The 16747-nt window shown below is 65.1% G+C and carries 11 protein-coding genes, 5 pseudogenes and 1 other annotated feature; of the genes and pseudogenes, 8 read left to right on the top strand and 8 right to left on the bottom strand.

All coding sequences use genetic code 11. From position 1 onward, the window contains the following. Positions 1–46: 46 nt before the first annotated feature. Both AT701_RS08865 and AT701_RS08860 read right to left on the bottom strand, forming a co-directional pair. On the bottom strand, positions 47–946 hold the full coding sequence (locus AT701_RS08865; protein ID WP_058125678.1) for a type IV toxin-antitoxin system AbiEi family antitoxin domain-containing protein: 900 nt from the start codon (positions 944–946) through the stop codon (positions 47–49). A 114-nt stretch (positions 947–1060) separates the two neighbouring features. Then, a pseudogene (locus AT701_RS08860) lies at positions 1061–2206 on the bottom strand (IS110 family transposase); the annotation flags it as partial. A 37-nt stretch (positions 2207–2243) separates the two neighbouring features. On the opposite strand from AT701_RS08860, the gene AT701_RS08855 reads away from it, so the two are divergent. Next, on the top strand, positions 2244–3305 hold the full coding sequence (locus AT701_RS08855) for an IS630-like element ISMsm5 family transposase (RefSeq protein ID WP_058125415.1): 1062 nt from the start codon (positions 2244–2246) through the stop codon (positions 3303–3305). Between the two features lie 195 nt (positions 3306–3500). Here AT701_RS08855 and AT701_RS08850 read toward each other — a convergent pair. After that, positions 3501–4959: pseudogene (locus AT701_RS08850) on the bottom strand (IS3 family transposase). 338 nt (positions 4960–5297) lie between these two features. Here AT701_RS08850 and AT701_RS08840 point away from each other — a divergent pair. Further along, positions 5298–5741, top strand: a complete 444-nt coding sequence (locus AT701_RS08840; protein WP_162267861.1) for a hypothetical protein — start codon at positions 5298–5300, stop codon at positions 5739–5741. 107 nt (positions 5742–5848) lie between these two features. Here the strand turns inward: AT701_RS08840 and AT701_RS08835 are convergent, their stop codons facing one another. Further along, the gene (locus tag AT701_RS08835; RefSeq protein WP_223495458.1) at positions 5849–6148 is read right to left on the bottom strand and encodes a hypothetical protein; all 300 of its coding nucleotides are present in this window, start codon (positions 6146–6148) and stop codon (positions 5849–5851) included. 252 nt (positions 6149–6400) lie between these two features. Between AT701_RS08835 and AT701_RS08830 the strand changes: the two genes are divergently transcribed. From AT701_RS08830 to AT701_RS34690, 5 genes and pseudogenes are all read left to right on the top strand, one after another. Beyond that, positions 6401–7084, top strand: a complete 684-nt coding sequence (locus tag AT701_RS08830; RefSeq protein ID WP_014877175.1) for a hypothetical protein — start codon at positions 6401–6403, stop codon at positions 7082–7084. A 471-nt stretch (positions 7085–7555) separates the two neighbouring features. After that, positions 7556–7957, top strand: coding sequence for an Rv0361 family membrane protein (locus AT701_RS08825; RefSeq protein ID WP_058125673.1), 402 nt, complete (start codon positions 7556–7558; stop codon positions 7955–7957). A gap of 22 nt (positions 7958–7979) precedes the next feature. Continuing rightward, positions 7980–8926: pseudogene (locus AT701_RS34135) on the top strand (IS3 family transposase); the annotation flags it as partial. Next, positions 8279–8410, top strand: a sequence feature (AL1L pseudoknot). Its footprint overlaps the pseudogene before it by 132 nt. Before the next feature lie 47 nt (positions 8927–8973). Next, on the top strand, positions 8974–10374 hold the full coding sequence (locus AT701_RS08810; RefSeq protein ID WP_011728521.1) for an IS30-like element ISMsm8 family transposase: 1401 nt from the start codon (positions 8974–8976) through the stop codon (positions 10372–10374). Between the two features lie 4 nt (positions 10375–10378). Continuing rightward, positions 10379–10699: pseudogene (locus tag AT701_RS34690) on the top strand (integrase core domain-containing protein); the annotation flags it as partial. Positions 10700–10731: 32 nt separating this feature from the next. Here AT701_RS34690 and AT701_RS08800 read toward each other — a convergent pair. From AT701_RS08800 to araB, 4 genes and pseudogenes are all read right to left on the bottom strand, one after another. Continuing rightward, positions 10732–10995: pseudogene (locus AT701_RS08800) on the bottom strand (IS110 family transposase); the annotation flags it as partial. A gap of 474 nt (positions 10996–11469) precedes the next feature. Next, positions 11470–12975, bottom strand: coding sequence for an L-arabinose isomerase (gene araA / locus AT701_RS08795; protein WP_011727846.1), 1506 nt, complete (start codon positions 12973–12975; stop codon positions 11470–11472). 2 nt (positions 12976–12977) lie between these two features. Next, complete coding sequence (locus AT701_RS08790) at positions 12978–13673, bottom strand: L-ribulose-5-phosphate 4-epimerase (RefSeq protein ID WP_003893113.1); 696 nt, start codon at positions 13671–13673, stop codon at positions 12978–12980. After that, on the bottom strand, positions 13670–15361 hold the full coding sequence (gene araB / locus AT701_RS08785; RefSeq protein ID WP_058125669.1) for a ribulokinase: 1692 nt from the start codon (positions 15359–15361) through the stop codon (positions 13670–13672). Before araB ends, AT701_RS08790 begins: the two co-directional genes overlap by 4 nt. Positions 15362–15769: 408 nt before the next feature. On the opposite strand from araB, the gene AT701_RS08780 reads away from it, so the two are divergent. Continuing rightward, positions 15770–16747, top strand: a complete 978-nt coding sequence (locus tag AT701_RS08780) for an ABC transporter substrate-binding protein (RefSeq protein ID WP_014877170.1) — start codon at positions 15770–15772, stop codon at positions 16745–16747.

Raw genomic sequence — 16747 nt, 5'->3', positions numbered from 1 at the left:
CGTCTGCCCCACGCCACGCCGTCAACCCCCAGCAGTCCGCGCACGCTCACGCGGCGCGAGCGAGACCCAACTGCCGATCGATACGCCCGACCGTCTCCTGCGGACGCAGCCGAACGTCCTCGGACACGATCGCGATCACGAGCCAGCCGACGTCCGAAAGCGCCGCCGCACGCACCCGGTCGTTGCGCAACGCATCCGGATTGCCGTGCCAGTCGTCCCCGTCGTACTCGACGGCGACGCGGCACTCGGGCCAGGCGAAGTCCAGACGACGCAGCTTGCCCATCCCGTCGATCACCTCGTGCTGCAGCTCGGGTACCGGAAGGCCGGCGTCGAGCATCATCAGGCGGGCCTCGCTCTCCATCGGGGACTCCGCGCGCGGGTCGGCCAGCGCGATGAGATTGCGCACCGCCACGATGCCGCGGCGCCCGGCCTGATCCAGCGCCGCGCGCCACACGTCGGCGCGCGTGCACTTCCCGCTGCGCAGGGCCGCATCCAGCGTCGCCAACGCCCGCGGACGACGCAGCGCGCGAGCCACCTCCACCGCCGTCCATGCCGGCGCGGTGACATATCGGACATCCCCGTCGACGTCGATGACGGTCAGCGGGGCGCCTTCACGGCGGTGAACCACGAGACCGTCGACGGATCGAAGTTGATGCCGCGGTGGGTTGAGCACGTGCAGATCCGTCGAGCCCTCGGTGTCGAATCCGTGCAACGCTGCGGCGGTCGTCAGGCAGGCCGCAACCCTCGTGCCCGCCGACAGGTCCAGGCCGCGCAGCAGCAACGGCTCGGTCGGCTCACCGAGGCAATAGATTCCCGGCCAGATCCGTTCCAGTACACCGGTTTTCAATGCCTGGTCGAACGCGTATCGCGTGATGAGACCGAGGATCTGACCACTGGTGGCCACACCCCGTTGGTCGTCGAACAGACGCATCAGCTGTGGGTTCATACCAGTGATCGTCTGGCCCACGCGCTGCGGCGGCGGACGCCTTTTGCGTGGTCTGTGGATGAATCAGCGTCTGTGCACAATCACCAGCCGCGAGACATCCCTAGGTTGTAACGGTCAAGCGGCGTTGGGTGTGCGGTGTGCCCAGGCGGTGTGTTCGTTGTAGTGGGTGTGGTGGCGGAGGCAGCCGTGGAGGATGCCGATGAATCGGTTACCTAGTGCTCGTAGTGCTTGGTGGTGGGTGTCGCCAGCGGCGCGGTGCTGGTCGTAGAAGGTGCGGGCGCCGGGGCTGGCGCGCAGGCTGGAGTAGGCCCACATGTCGATGGCATCGGCCAGGTGCCGGTTTTTGATGTGGCGGGCTATCACGGCTCGTCGCCGGCCCGAGGCCACGGTGATCGGCGACGTGGCGGCGTAGTTTTTGCGAGACTTGGCATCGGTGTAGCGGTTCGGGTCATCCCCGAACTCACCGAGCACCCGGGCGCCGAGGATGACACCGAGTCCTGGTAGGGAGAGGTAGATGTCGGCGTCCGGGTGCGTCTCAAAATGGTCGGTCAGCTGTGTTTGCAGTTCGCTGATCTGGGTGTTGAGAACAAGCAGAACCGCCACGGTGGCGGTGGTACTTGCCGACAGTGCGGCTACAACCTGATCAGAGGTATGTAGTTGTGGGCTGCGCAGCGCAGTCTGAATCTCTCGGGCGCGGGCATCGATGCTGCGTTGGCGTCCAGCGACTTTGAGGGCAGAGCTGATCTTGGACAGGCTCAACGTTGCGCCTGCGGAGGGATCGGGGGCGCGTTGCAACACCGCCAACGCGTCGCGGCCGTCGATGTCGGGGAACGCCGCGAGTGCGGCCGGGTAGTACTGGCTGAGCCCGGCCCGTAAAGCATTGCTGTGGCGGGTGCGTGCCCACACCAGTGACTGATGGGTGCGGGCCAATACCTTGATCGCGTGGACCGCGCTGCTGTCATCGGCTAGTTGGCGGTGGTTGTGGCGGTCGGTGCGTACCAGGTCGGCCAGTATCTTGGCGTCGCCGGCATCGGACTTCGCCCCCGACACGCAGTGACGGTCGCGGTACCGAGAGGCCGACAGCGGATTGATCCCATACACCCGGTAGCCAACCGCGTGCAGGGCCTGCACCCACAACCCGTTGTCGGTCTCGATACCGACTACCACCTGTTCAGAGTCCTCACAGTGAGCTGCCACCAGCGCGTGAAACGCCGCGATCCCAGTCCAGCCCTCAGACACCCGGCCACTGGCTAGTGTCGCGCGTCATTAATTAGTTTACAGTGTGGGATGATGGTGTATGCCGTCATCCACATTGGTGATCAGTTCTGAAGATCGTGTGACGTTGGAGTCGTGGACGCGGTCCTCGACGGTGCCTGCCGGCCGTGTTGAGCGGGCGCGGATCGTGCTGGCGGTGGCCGACGGTGCGGGGACCTCGGGTGCGGCGCGGCAGGTGGGGGTGTCGCGGCCGACGGTGATCAAGTGGCGGGATCGGTTCGCCGCGTTCGGCATTGAGGGGCTTGATGACGAACCACGCAGCGGCCGACCCAAGACGGTCGATGACGCCGAGATCCTGGCGACCACGCTCGAGCCGCCACCGGAATCGTTGGCCGTGACCCACTGGTCGAGTCGACTGCTCGGAAAGCACCTCGGGATCGGGGATGCCACGGTGGCCCGGGCGTGGCGACGCTACGGGGTCAAACCGTGGCGGCGCGAGACGTTCAAGTTCTCCACCGACCCTGAACTGGAGGCCAAGGTCCGTGACGTGATCGGCCTGTATCTGAACCCGCCAGAAAAGGCGGTCGTGTTGTGCGTGGACGAAAAGAGCCAGATTCAGGCACTCAACCGCACCCAGCCGATTTTGCCGTTGCGTCCGGGACTGCCGGAGAAGGCGACCCACGACTATCAGCGCAACGGCACCGCCACGTTGTTCGCCGCCTTGGAAATCGCAACCGGCAAAGTGACCGACCGCTGCTACGAGCGGCACGGCAAAGCCGAGTTCCTCGATTTCCTCAAGACGGTCGCCCGGGCCTACCCGCGCCGCAAACTGCATGTGGTGTGCGACAACTACCACACCCACAAACACGCTGACATCAATGCGTGGTTGGTCAAGAATCCCCGCGTGACACTGCATTTCACCCTGACCTCAGGCTCCTGGTTGAACCTGGTCGAGGTGTTCTTCTCGATCATCACCCGCCAAGCAATCCGCCGGGGCTCGTTCAACAGCGTTAAAGAACTCATCGCTGCCATCAGCGCCTTCATCGAGGGCTGGAACCAACGCGCCCACCCATTCGTGTGGACCAAGACCGCCGACGAAATCCTGCCCCACACTCGTAAACAAACTTCAGACGCGCGACACTAGATGCTGCCCTTGCTCATCCATCACCCACACGTCGTGGTGATCGTCGGCCCAGTCGTCTCCTACGTAGATCATTCACACTCATCGCCTTCCGGCTCATCATCGCGAACAACAGGACGAGCGTGGGGACACCCAGTAGCGACCTAATGGACCAGTGCTCAATCCGGAATTTGTCAAGGTGTTTGAGTCCAGTGGGTGTTAAGCGGCTTCCGTTTCGGTCTCCTGTTCGGCCGGTTTGGGTGGGTTGATCGCCGCGGATTCAGGTAGGTCGATGACCTTGGGTGCGGTGTCGCGGCCGAATCGGCGTGGGTGGCGCGCCCTGGCGTCGGCGAGCACGGCTCGGCGCTGGGTGTCTTTCCCGCCGGCGAGGCCGTAGAACACATCGGCGGGTGTGTGCAGCCCGATGCCGCTGTGGCGGTGTTCATGGTTGTACCACTGCACGAATCGGTCCATGAAATCCCTCGCGTGATGGATGGATTCGAAGCGTTCCGGGAACGCCGGCGCATACTTCAAGGTCTTGAACCAGGACTCGCTGTAGGGGTTGTCGTTGGATACCTTGGGCCGCGAATGCGAGCGGATGACGCCCAGATCCGAGAGCAGTCCGGCGACGGTGTTGCTGGTCATCGAGGTGCCCCGATCAGCGTGCACGACGTGTGGGATGCCGTAGGTGCCGAAGATCTGTTCCATCATCTCCTTGGCCAGCTGGCCGCATTCGCGGGCGTGCACATGGACCCCGACGATGTAACGCGAGTGAATGTCGATCATCACGTAGGCGTCGTAGTAGACCCCTTTGACCGGGCCGGCCAGTTTGGTGATGTCCCACGAATACACCTGCCGCGGCGCGGTGGCCACCAGTTCCGGGCAGACCGCTTTGCGGTGCCGGGCCAGCCGACGGCGCTCCTTGACCAGCTTGTTGGCATTGAGGACGCGGTACATCGTCGACACCGAACACAGGTAGCTGCCTTCATCGAGCAACGTGGCCCACACCTGCATCGGCGCGGCATCGACGAACCGGGCACTGTTGAGCACCTCAACCACCCGGGCGCATTCGGACTCGGTGAGCTTGTTGACCGGGACCGGTCGTGGTGCCCGATCGGCAGGCGCCGGCGCGGGTTTGGCGCGTCGAGTGGCCGTCGAGCGGTGCATGCCGGTCACCTCCGCGGCCTTGCGGGTCGGAATCTGGATATCCCGCAGATCGTTGTAGGCATCCATCAGCCCCGCAGATCGTTGTAGGCATCCATCAGCGCTTGGTCGGCGGCGTGTCGGTGTCCGCGCTCTCGGAGAGAGACTCCAAGAGCGCGTGTGCTTTTCCCATGATCCCCAGGGCAGCCTCGGTGGTCGCCAGCCGATTATTGGCCTGGGCGAGTTCCTTTTTCAGGCGGGCGATCTCGGCCTGCTCGCGGGTGAGTTTACCGACCTTCTCCCCAGGTGCCTTGCCTTCCAACACCCCAGCATCGCGTTGTTTGCGCCACTCGGCGATCTGCGAGGAATACAACCCCTCACCGCGCAGGTACGCCCCACCATCGTTGGTCGTACAGGCCTGCTCATAGGCATCCAGGTGGGCCAGCTTCTGCGCCGGAGAAATCGAGCGCCGCCGGCGCGGGCCATCAGATCGCGGTGAAGGTGCCACCGCTCCAGTCTCGCGCACAGCAGCCATCGTCGTCGTCATGGTTCAGGTGATTCCGTTCTCGCCCCGAGATCAAGCCAAGTTGCCAAGTTGCTAAGTACCAGTGGACTCAACTCACCCTGACACCCAGGGAAGGGCACTTTCCTCATTCCGACACCCCATAACCAGCCAGTTCATCGGTGGATCGAGGCTTAGCCACTTGCGTGGACAAGGCCCCTGACCCACCAGAACGGCGACAAATTCTCACTGAAGGTTCGCATCCACGATCGAACTTCCCAACAGAACCCGCGACTCCGGGCTGGCCTGCCGAGTCACGCTGACGATGCGCCCCGCCCGGTGGGTGTACCGAATCGCTATATCTTTCTCGAATGGCTGCGGCGGGTCTCGGCTTAGTCTTTGTAGACATGGATGCCAGACGCGACAGCGGGCCGAACCCGGATGTCGATCTTGCGGTGAGTCCCGAGTGGAAGCGCACGGGATACAAGTTCTTTCCGTTCGCGGCCTGGCAGGCTGGGGCCTGGTGGGTGCTGCGGTTCAACTTTGGGTTCCCCGAACACGACATGTACACGTTGTTCGTCGATGGGCAGGTCACAGTGGACGTGACCGGCGCGGAGCGAAGTGAACTCCCGTTGGTCGCGTCTGTTGGTGCACTCGATCGGTTCCCCGAGGCATTACCGGTACTCGATGGCGACACCGCCCTCAACGTGGTCAGTCAGGTCGCGGCCTATGCCGACTACGGAAGTGAGCACAACGATCCGTGCCCCTTCTGCTCCCTGGGAGCGGACGGCCTGACCCCGCAGGAACTGGCGTAGCGCCCGACCCGGACACACGTTGGTCTGACGTCGGTGGGCGGAAGCAGGTTCGCCCTGCCCCGCGATGGCGAGTGAACGACGGGCTGCTCGCTGCGGGGGCCTGTCACCTACCGTCGCCGTGCCAGCTTGTCAGCCAGCGCGCTGATTCCGACGACTGCCGCAGCGCCGGCTGCGAGTCCGATCAGCGGATAGTAGAACGTGAGTCCGTGTGCCTTCCAGGCGAGTACCGCGGCGGTGAGATAGATCGCGACCGCCGACAGCGGGACCCCGATGACCCCGGCATAGATCCCCCAGATGCGGCGAGGACGGTCTGCAGAGATGTTGTCGCCCAACATCATCAGATGGATTCCGATCATGAATGCCGCGCCGACGGCCGGAATCAGCGCGACAAACAAAGCGATCGTCACGGTCGTGTCCACCGATGCGATCACCGTGTCGCCTTCCGGAGCGACGCGCCGTCCTGGTGTGATCGGCGTGAGGAGCGTGTGGCAGCGCAGATGCGTCGGTGACGCGTCGTGAGGGTGGTCGACGCGGTGTGCATAAGGACGACGCTAACCCACCGAGTGTTCCGAAAAGGTGGCGCAACAAGCCCGTGGTGTGTGCTTACCATGTGAACCGTCGCCGATCTGACTGTTGCTGCGTGTCGATCCGAAGGGAAGGTGACCGGCGCTGTGAACCCGACTTCGCCTCCAGATTTCAGTGAGCAGGTCGAACTGCGAAGCATCCAACGTCCCGACAAGACGTTGGTGCGGTTCATCCCGCTGCTGATCCTGATCGCGATCGGGGTGTTGATCCTGTCGTTAATCGTGTTCGGGCTCATCTTTGCGGATCTGCCAGCGTTGTATTACCCGCTGAGCGTGGCGACTGCAGTCGCCGTCCCCGCGGGCCTCTACCTACAGAAGCGTCGCCAACTGGCGGCCGACTACCGCCAGCACAAGCGGTTGGTGCTCTCCCCCACTGGAATGCGCAGAATCGACGCCAACACCGTCGTGGACCTGCCGTGGAGCGCGATCGACCGCTTCCAGCAGCAGAACGTGACCGTTGCCGGCCGGCCCAAGGTCGTCATCCTCCCGATCAGCGGGATTGTCAACGCGGCAGCCAGTATGGCGCACTCGGCAACCGCCCTGGGCATCATGGGCGCTGGCACCGTGCAACCCGCACCGACAGCAGCCCCAAGAGCGCTGCGTATGCATGACCGCCTCAACGGCTCGCGCCTGGCCAGCGGACAGACCCACCGCACACCCAACGCGCTGATCTTTCCCTCCGAATTCGAAACCAACTGGGCCACTGGCACGATCGGAACCTGGCTCCGCCACTACCGACCCGACATTCCCCTCCCGTGAACACCCGACCCCGTGGTTAGTTTCAGCGCTTGTATCGGACTCGGAGTGGCACAGTAATTTCACGGCGCAACTCGGGAAACCGCACGCTGGGTACCGCTCCTGCCTCCTTGGCCGGCTGGCGCCTCCAGGTCTGGAATGCGACGTTCGACTGTAGGTGACGGGGAGCTGGGGGCGGTTCTCGCCCCAGATTGGTGCGTCGCGGGTATCGCGACCGGCGTTATTGTGCTGACAACGTTCAACAAAGGAGCCGTCGTGACATATCCCGGGGGGGGGCAGAACTCAAGGTCGCAGCAACCGCCGCCGTATGGCGGGCACCCGCCCTATGGTGCGCCGCAACCTGCGCCTATCCCGCACGCACCGTACGGCACGGCCAGCGGATACGGAACGACGCCGCAGTACTCAAGCTCACCGCCGCCGCACTACGGTGCGCCCGGCGGCCACGGATACAGCGGTGGCCCCTACGGGTACGGCATGCCGCCGCAAAACTCCGGCAAGGGGGGCCGCGGTCTTCTCATCGGGGGCGGCGTCCTCGTCGTGGCGCTTCTTGCCGTGGGCGTCCTGTTCTTCGTGGGTGGGATCGGCACGTCCAGCGACGCCCGGGCGATCGAACAAATCTTCGCCGACATGGCCAAGACGGACGGCTCGCTCGCCGCGACCAAGCAGTTCTTCTGCGCGGCTGATCAAAAGCGCATGCAACCGGTCGACACCAGCATCCTCATTGACCTCGGTATCGAGGTGCCCGAGGCCAGCGTCGACACCTCCGCGCGCGGCGAAATCTCCGACATCAACGTCGACGGTGACAAAGCCACCGCCAAAGTGACCGCGGACGGCAAGACTGAATTGAATCGCCCTGGGTTTGTTGGAGGCTCTTGACCTTGGAAACGAGGATGGAGTCATGCCGAAGGAACAGTCACCGGGGAAGCCGACCACGCGCCGCTATAGCCCGGAGGAGAAGGCCGCTGCGGTGCGCATGGTGCGGACGTTGAGAACGGAGTTGGGTACCTCCCAGGGCACGGTGGCCCGGGTGGCCGACCAGCTCGGTTACGGGGTCGAGTCGGTACGGTCCTGGGTGCGCCAAGCCGATATCGATGACGGGCACGCCCCCGGGGTGTCGACCGCGGAGTCGCAACGCATCAAAGATCTTGAGCAAGAGAACCGAGAACTCAAGCGCGCCAACGAGATCCTGAAGCGAGCAGCCAGTTTCTTCGGGGCGGAGCTCGACCGCCAACATCGCAAATAATCGCGTTCATCGACGACAACCGCGAGGAGTTCGGGGTCGAGCTCATCTGCACCGTCCTGCGCAGCGCAGGCGTGTCGATGGCCCCGAGCACCTACTACGACGCAAAAACCAGGCCGGCGTCAGTGCGCGCGTTGCGCGACGCGGTCCTGCGACCCGTCCTCGAGCAGCTCTGGGAGGACAACTACCGCGTCTACGGGGCCCGCAAGCTGTGGAAAACCGCACGTCGGGCCGGCTACGACGTGGGCCGTGACCAGGTGGCTCGGCTGATGCGTGCGGCGGGCATCGAGGGGGCGCGCCGCGGCAAACGGGTCAAGACCACCCGAACTGACCCGGCAGCGCATCGGCATCCCGATCTGGTCGGGCGCGACTTCACCGCGCAAGCACCCAACCAGTTGTGGGTGACCGACCTGACGTTCGTGCCGACCTGGGCGGGTGTGGCCTACGTCTGTTTCATCACCGACGCCTACAGTCGCATGATCGTCGGGTGGCGGGTCGCCTCACATATGCGGACCACGATGGTCCTCGACGCCGTTGAAATGGCGCGGTGGTCCCGCGGAATCATGTTGGAGGGCTTGCGATGTCACTCCGATGCCGGATCGCAGGGCGGATTCAACTGATCGTCGCAACACCTCGATTATGGAGGTGTGGAATGGGTGTGTTGGATCGGCAGCGGGCGGTTCGGTTGTATCGGGGACAGATTCCGTCTCCGGGTCGGCCGTCGGTGGCGTGGCGTCAGGATCGGGTGAGGTTCTGGGCGGCGATCGCTGCGGGGGCTATGACTGAGGACGCCGCTGCCGAAGCGGGCGTGTCGTCGCCGGTTGGGTTCCGCTGGTTCCGTCACGCTGGTGGAGTGAATCCATGCTTGCCAGAAACAGTTTCGGGACGTTACCTGTCCTCGGATGAACGTGAGAACATCGCGTTGTGGCGCGCCCAGGGCGCCGGGGTGCGTGAGATCGCCCGGCGGCTCAAGCGTGCACCGTCGACCATCTCACGGGAGTTGCGCCGCAATGCCTCGACCCGCACCTATCGACTCGACTATAAGGCCTCCACTGCGCAGTGGCACGCCGAGCGGCGCGCCCGCCGCCCCAAGACCGCCAAGCTCGTTAGCAACGACCGGCTGCGTCAGTACGTCCAGGACAAACTGTCCGGCGTCGTTCGCGGCGCTGATGGCCAGGTCATCGTCGGTCCCGCCGCCGCCCCGTGGAAGGGACGCAACAAGCCGCACCGGGGTGATCGGGCCTGGGTGCAGGCATGGAGTCCAGAACAGATCGCTCGACGGCTCCCGCTGGACTTCCCCGATGATGTGACTATGCGGATCAGCCACGAGGCCATCTATCAAGCGCTGTACGTCGAATCTCGCGGTGCGCTGAAGCGGGATCTGGTCAGCTGCCTGCGCCGAGGCCGGGCACTGCGGGTACCGCGGGCACGAACGCGGTCCAAGGCGTGGGCCCATGTCACCCCTGAGACGTTGATCAGCCAACGCCCACCCGAGGTCGATGATCGCGCTGTTCCCGGACATTGGGAGGGTGATCTCCTGATTGGCTTGCAGCGCAGTGCAATCGGCACGCTGGTCGAGCGCAGCAGCCGGTTCACCATGCTGGTCCATCTGCCACGTGAAGTTGGTTACGGGATAATTCCGCGGACCAAGAACGGGCCGGCGTTGGCCGGCTATGGCGCCATCACGATGGCCAACGCTCTGGAACAGACGATCACCACGTTGCCCGCGCAACTGCGTCGGTCGTTGACCTGGGACCGGGGCAAGGAACTGTCGGCGCACGCCCAGTTCTCGGTCGCCTCCGGAGTCAAGGTGTTCTTCGCTGATCCGAAGAGTCCGTGGCAGCGCGGTACCAATGAGAACACCAATGGCCTGTTACGCCAATACTTTCCAAAAGGGACCGACCTCTCAAGATGGTCGGCCGAGGACGTGGCAGCGATCGCCCATACCCTCAACACCAGGCCGCGGAAAACCCTCGGCTGGCGCACTCCCGCGGAAGCCTTCGCCGAACACCTACACTCACTTCATCAAGCCGGTGTTGCGACCACCGATTGAATCCGCCCAGTTCACATCGCTGCGATACGGTGAACGCCTGGCCGAGATCGGCGCGGTCCCCTCTATCGGATCGGTTGGGGACAGCTTCGACAACGCTCTGGCCGAGACAGTGAACGGTTACTACAAATCTGAGCTGATCTACGGACCGAGCCACAGCGGCCCCTGGAAGACCGTCGAGGACGTCGAGCTGGCAACCCTGGGCTGGGTGCACTGGCACAACACCAACCGGCTACACGGCTACCTCAACGACGTCCCGCCCGCAGAGTTCGAAGACGTCTTCTACGATGCCCAACGGAGCGACCAACACCTGGTCGCAATCCAATAGCCCGAGCCTCCGGGGAACCCAGGGCGATTCAACACCGCCCGGCCGGCCAGGTACCGGACCGTTTTGCCAGCGTCGGCCAGCACCGTCAACAACAGGGCGGCATACACCGTGGTCAGGTCCACCGCCCACAACACTCGCTCGGCCAGCTCGTCGATTTCAGCCACGAGCTCTCGGATCGGTTGCTCATCGTTAACCAACCGGCGCGACAACACCACCTTCCCGCTGTCGTCGACCACACATACCCAGTGATGCTCTTTACCGACATCCACTCCAGCCCACACCTGGCCCGCCGCCATCACACCTCTTTTCGCTTGTCTGCCAACATGATCCCCAAGGACAACCCCGCCAGCATTTCCTTAAACAAGCGATCACATCGCAGATCTCAATCAGCAGCCAGAGAAGTCCAGGCAGGCCGGGCGGCCAGTCCTTTCAAGCCGCACCAAGGGGCCGGCAACACACACCACAGCCACACCCGACCCACCCGGGTCACAGCCCAACGTAACTGCCTCAACAACACGAAGAAACTGCAACTACGAACTTAAGGACTCCACAACTCCAGCGTGCGCAAGTGCTCACCGGCCAGCCGCTCATCAATCAGCGTCTCGCCATACACCCACAAAACCCGGTAACAAAACGCCGATCACATCCCATTAGCGTGCGTGGGGTGTTACTGAAGGGCGGTGTGTCGGGCGGCGGACACGCACGCTCGCGGTGCTGGGGTGACCTCGCGGTGCTGGGTGACCTCGCGGTGCTGGGTGACCTACAGAGACCTAGAGGCCGGCGGCGATGTGGTGGTAGACCGCGTTCCAGCGCATCTCGCGCTGGAACTCACGCGGGGTGGTGTGCTGGTCGATCTGCAGCAGCTCGGTGCCGGTGATGGTGGCGAAGTCGTCGAGCGTGGTCGGCGAGACGGCCGTGGTGAGCACCGTGTGGTGCGGGCCGCCCGCCATGAGCCAGGCCTCCGTCGACGTCGACCACGACGGCTCGGGCTCCCACACCGCGCACGCGACCGGCAGATTGGGCAGCGGCGCGGACGGTTCGACGACCGTGACGTGGTTGGCCACCAACCGGAACCGTGAACCCATGTCGCAGATACCGAGCACCACACCGGAACCCGGGGCCGCGGTGAAGCGCAGACGGACCGGGTCCTCACGGTTGCCGATGCCCAGCGGATGGACTTCCAGGCTGGGCGTCTGGCCCGCGATGCTGGGGCAGACCTCCAGCATGTGCGCGCCCAGGATGCGTTCGGATCCCGGTGTCAGGTCGTAGGTGTAGTCCTCCATGAACGACGTGCCACCGGGCAGGCCCACACCCATGGTCTTGACCGTGCGCACCATCGCCGAGGTCTTCCAGTCGCCTTCGGCGCCGAACCCGAAACCGTCGGCCATCAACCGCTGCACGGCCAGGCCGGGCAGTTGGCGCAGATCGCCGAGGTCCTCGAAGTTGGTGGTGAACGCGCCGAAGCCGTCGGCCAGGAAGTGCCGCAAGCCCAGTTCGATGCGGGCGCCTTCGCGCAGCGACGCGTGGCGTTCGCCGCCGCGGCGCAGTTCCTCGGCCACCGCGTAGGTGTCCTCGTATTCCTGTACCAGCTTGTCGATCTCGGGGTCGCTGACGTCGTACACGGCCTTGGCGAGGTCGTTCACCGAGTAGGTGTTGACCGAGACGCCGAAGTGCGATTCGGCCTCGACCTTGTCGCCCTCGGTGACCGCGACGTCACGCATGTTGTCGCCGAAACGCGCGATGCGCAGCGACCGCAACTCGGCCGCCCCGAGCGCCGCGCGCATCCACGATCCGATGCGTGCCGTGGTGCGCGGGTCGCCGACGTGCCCGGCGACGGTGGTGCGCGGCACCGAAAGCCGGGTCTGGATGTACCCGAACTCGCGGTCGCCGTGTGCGGCCTGGTTGAGGTTCATGAAATCCATGTCGATGGTGTCCCATGGGATTTCGACCCCGAACTGCGTGTGCAGGTGCAGCATGGGCTTCTGCAGCGCGCTCAGGCCGCGGATCCACATCTTGGCCGGCGAGAACGTGTGCATCCACGTGATCACGCCGACGCACTGCGGGGACGAACTCGCGTCGCGCAGGACGTCGAGGATGGCCTCGCTGGTGGTCACCACGGGCTTCCACCGCACGGCCACAGGCAGATCCGCGCTGGCGTCCAGGCGTTCGGCCAGTGCCCGTGACTGCTCGGCGACCTGGTCCAGGATCTCCTGGCCGTACAACGACTGGCTGCCTGTGACGAACCAGATTTCCTCATCGGTGAAGTGTTCGGCCACCGTCACCCTTCCTGACTGGCCTGCGGTTGCCCGTAGACGTTCTGATAGCGGTCGAAAAGCCGGCGGACATCGGCCGGGGGGATCACATCGGGGGTGCCGAGTTGGCGGCTGATGTGGACCGTGCGCGCGACGTCCTCGACCATCACGGCGGCCTTGACCGCGTCGCGCGCATCGCGCCCGACCGTGAACGGACCGTGGTTGCGCATCAGCACGGCGCGAGAGTTGCTGTGCTGCAGGGTCTCCACGATTCCCCGCCCGATCGAGTCGTCGCCGATCAGTGCGAACGGCCCCACTGGGATGTCGCCGCCGAACTCGTCGGCGATCATCGTGAGCACGCACGGGATCGCCTCGCCGCGCGCCGCCCACGCCGTGGCATAGGTGGAGTGGGTGTGCACGACGCCGCCGACCTCGGGCATGTGCCGGTACACGTAGGCATGCGCCGCGGTGTCCGACGACGGTGCGAGATCACCGTCGACGAGTTCACCGTGGAGGTCACACACCACCATCTGCTCGGGCGTCATCGAGTCGTAGTCCACGCCAGAGGGTTTGATGATCATCAGGTCGCGGTCGGGCACACGCGCGGAGACGTTTCCGGCGGTCCAGATCACCAGCTGGTAGCGGGTCAGCTCGGCGTGCAGATCACATACCTGCTTGCGCAGTTGCCGGATGACGGCATCGATCTCGGTGGTGACGCTCATTGGGCCGACCCCACCGTCTCGCGGCGTTCGGCATTGCTGCGCATCACCCGCAGGCGCCGCATGAGCGGGTTGTTGCGCCCGAACCAGTCGTGCAGTTCGACGTAGGCCGCGTACAGCGCGTTGTAGCGCGTGACGTTCTCCGGGATCGGCGTGAACGCGTTCTTGGTGCGCCCGCCCATCCGCGCCGATGCCGTTGGCACATCACGGTATTCACCCGCAGCCGCGGCCGCGTGGATCGCCGCGCCGAGTGCAGGCGCCTGCGTGGAGGTCACGCATGACAGCGGGAGTCCGGTGACGTCGGCATAGATCTGCATCAAGAGCGGGTTCTTGATGAGACCGCCCGCCACGACGAGTTCCTCGACCGGAACGCCGCTGCGCTGGAAGGTCTCGACGATCATGCGGGTGCCGAACGCGGTGGCCTCCAGCAGGGCGCGGTACTGGTCGACGCACGTGGTGTCGAGCGTCTGCCCGACCATGATCCCCGACAGGTGGTGGTCCACCAGCACCGAGCGGTTGCCGCTGTGCCAGTCCAGCGCGACGAGTCCGTGCTCGCCGACCTCCTGCTCGGCCGCGAGCTCCGACAGATGTTCGTGCAGGGTCAGGCCCCGCCGCGACGCCTCGATCGCGATCTCCTTGGGCACACAGTTTTTCGTGAACCACGCGAAGATGTCGCCGACCCCGGACTGCCCGGCCTCATAGCCCCACAGGCCGTCGGTGATGCCACCGTCGACCACACCACACATGCCCGGCACCTCACGCAGGAACCGGCCGTTCATCACGTGGCACGTCGAGGTGCCCATGATCGCGATCAGGCGCCCCGGATCCGCGGCGTCGGCCGCGGCCGCGGTGACGTGGGCGTCGATGTTCCCGACGGCGACCACGATGCCCTCGGGCAGGCCGGTCCAGGCCGCGGCCTGAGCGGTGAGCGTGCCCGCCGCCTCACCGAGCCTGCCGATGGGTTGTTCGATCTTGTCCTCGACGAAACTCGCGAAACCAGGGTTGAGTTCGGCGAGGAACGCGCGTGACGGGTACTTGCCGTCCTGGCGGATCGCCTTGTATCCCGCGGTGCTGATGTTGCGGACGTAGCGGCCGGTGAGCTGCCAGACGATCCAGTCCGCACCTTCGACCCATCGGTCGATCGCGGCGTAGATCTCGGGGTCCTCCTCCAGGATCTGCAGACCCTTGGCGAATTCCCATTCGCTGGAGATCAATCCGCCGTACCGGGGCAGCCAAGTCTCACCGCGTGCCGCGGCCAGCGCGTTGATGCGGTCGGCCTGCGGTTGCGCGGCGTGGTGGCGCCACAGCTTGGCGTACGCGTGCGGACGGTCGGCGAACTCGTCGAGTTGGCACAGCGGGGTTCCGTCACTGGTGGCGGCGACCATGGTGCACGCCGTGAAATCAGTTCCCAGCCCCACCACGTCGGCCGGATCGATTCCGGCGTTGGCCACGGCCTCCGGGATCGCGAACCGCAGCACGTCGATGTAGTCGGCGGGCACCTGCAGCGCGTAGTCGGCGGGCAGTCGCACCTCGGGATGGCCCGGGAGTGCCTCGGTGACGACACCGTGCCGGTAGGTGTGCTCGGCCGAGCCCATCTCGGCGCCGTCGGCGACGCGGACGACGAGCGCCCGGCCCGACAGCGTGCCGAAATCCACGCCGATGACGTACTTCGGCGCGCCGGGCGGGGTCACCGAAGGCCCCTTTGCTCTGTTTGCCGGCACCTGACGATCACACCGCTGAACACCGGTTCCTGTCGCCACGTTCCACCTGATCGAAACGCTGTGGTCTGAGTCACAAGCTCGAATGTTAACGATCACATCTATGGTTCGTCAACGCGTTCATCACGGAATCCAGGTAACTTCCAGGTCGAGCCATCACGCGAGTATTTGGTGACCATTCGCCCCTTTCGCACGGAAAAATGGGCCGCAAGCACCCTTGACCACGGCTTCTGTGAGCGTTAACATCACGACCTGTGATCGGCGTCATAGCCCTCGGAGGCGAGTGGCATCGAGCACGCACCTGGCACCCGCCACGCACATGACCAACACGGGCCGGCCACCGGCCGCGCCGTCGGACAAAGGAGTCGGCTTGTGAGGAAGATGTTTGCTGCGGCGATCGGCGTTGTCGCCGTCGCCGCGGCCGTGACCGCCTGCGGCAGCGGCAAGGCACCGGGGTCGGAGGGTGGGAGCGCGCCCGACGGCGCCCTCACACTCGGTTTCGCGCAAGTGGGCGCCGAGAGCGGCTGGCGCACCGCCAACACCGAGTCGATCAAGAGCGCCGCCGAAGAGGCGGGCGTCAACCTCAAGTTCGCCGACGCCAACGGCGAGCAGGAGAAGCAGATCTCGGCGATACGGTCGTTCATCCAGCAGGGCGTCGACGTGATCGCGTTCAGTCCCGTGGTGCGCACGGGCTGGGACGCGGTGCTGCAGGAGACCAAGAACGCCGGCATCCCGGTGATCCTCACCGACCGCGCCGTCGACACCCAGGACACCGACGTCTACAAGACGTTCATCGGCGCCGACTTCATCGAGGAGGGCCGCCGCGCCGGTCAGTGGGTGGCCGACCAGTACGCGTCGGCGACCGGTCCGGTGAACATCGTCCAGCTCGAGGGCACCACCGGTGCCGACCCGGCGATCGACCGCAAAACCGGTTTCGCCGAGGGCATCTCGAAGAACCCCAACCTCAAGATCGTGGCCTCGCAGACCGGTGACTTCACGCGCTCGGGCGGCAAGCAGGTCATGGAGGCGTTCCTGAAGTCGACCCCGCAGATCGACGTGGTGTTCGCCCAGAACGACGACATGGGCCTCGGCGCGATGGAAGCCATCGAGGCCGCGGGCAAGAAGCCGGGCACCGACATCAAGATCGTCGCGGTCGACGCGACGCACGACGGCATGCAGGCCCTCGCCGACGGCAAGTTCAATTACATCGTCGAATGCAATCCCCTGCTCGGGCCCGAGCTGATGGACCTGGCCAAGAAGGTCGCCGCGGGTGAACCCGTGCCGGAGCGCGTGGTGACCCCCGACGAGGCGTTCGACCAGGCGCAGGCCAAGGCCGCTCTGCCGAACCGTCAGTACTGA

This window comes from Mycolicibacterium smegmatis (assembly GCF_001457595.1).
GTDB classification, from domain to species: domain Bacteria; phylum Actinomycetota; class Actinomycetes; order Mycobacteriales; family Mycobacteriaceae; genus Mycobacterium; species Mycobacterium smegmatis.
The sequence above is the reverse complement of the archived record's forward strand: the minus strand, read 5'-3'. Positions and strand labels throughout refer to the sequence as shown.

Excerpts from the sequence above, each read along its gene's own strand:
- AT701_RS08865 (WP_058125678.1), bottom strand. The coding sequence starts at position 946 with ATGAACCCACAGCTGATGCGTCTGTTCGACGACCAACGGGGTGTGGCC.
- AT701_RS08855 (WP_058125415.1), top strand. The coding sequence starts at position 2,244 with ATGCCGTCATCCACATTGGTGATCAGTTCTGAAGATCGTGTGACGTTG.
- AT701_RS08840 (WP_162267861.1), top strand. The coding sequence starts at position 5,298 with ATGGCTGCGGCGGGTCTCGGCTTAGTCTTTGTAGACATGGATGCCAGA.
- AT701_RS08825 (WP_058125673.1), top strand. The coding sequence starts at position 7,556 with ATGCCGCCGCAAAACTCCGGCAAGGGGGGCCGCGGTCTTCTCATCGGG.
- AT701_RS08810 (WP_011728521.1), top strand. The coding sequence starts at position 8,974 with ATGGGTGTGTTGGATCGGCAGCGGGCGGTTCGGTTGTATCGGGGACAG.
- AT701_RS08790 (WP_003893113.1), bottom strand. The coding sequence starts at position 13,673 with ATGAGCGTCACCACCGAGATCGATGCCGTCATCCGGCAACTGCGCAAG.
- AT701_RS08780 (WP_014877170.1), top strand. The coding sequence starts at position 15,770 with ATGTTTGCTGCGGCGATCGGCGTTGTCGCCGTCGCCGCGGCCGTGACC.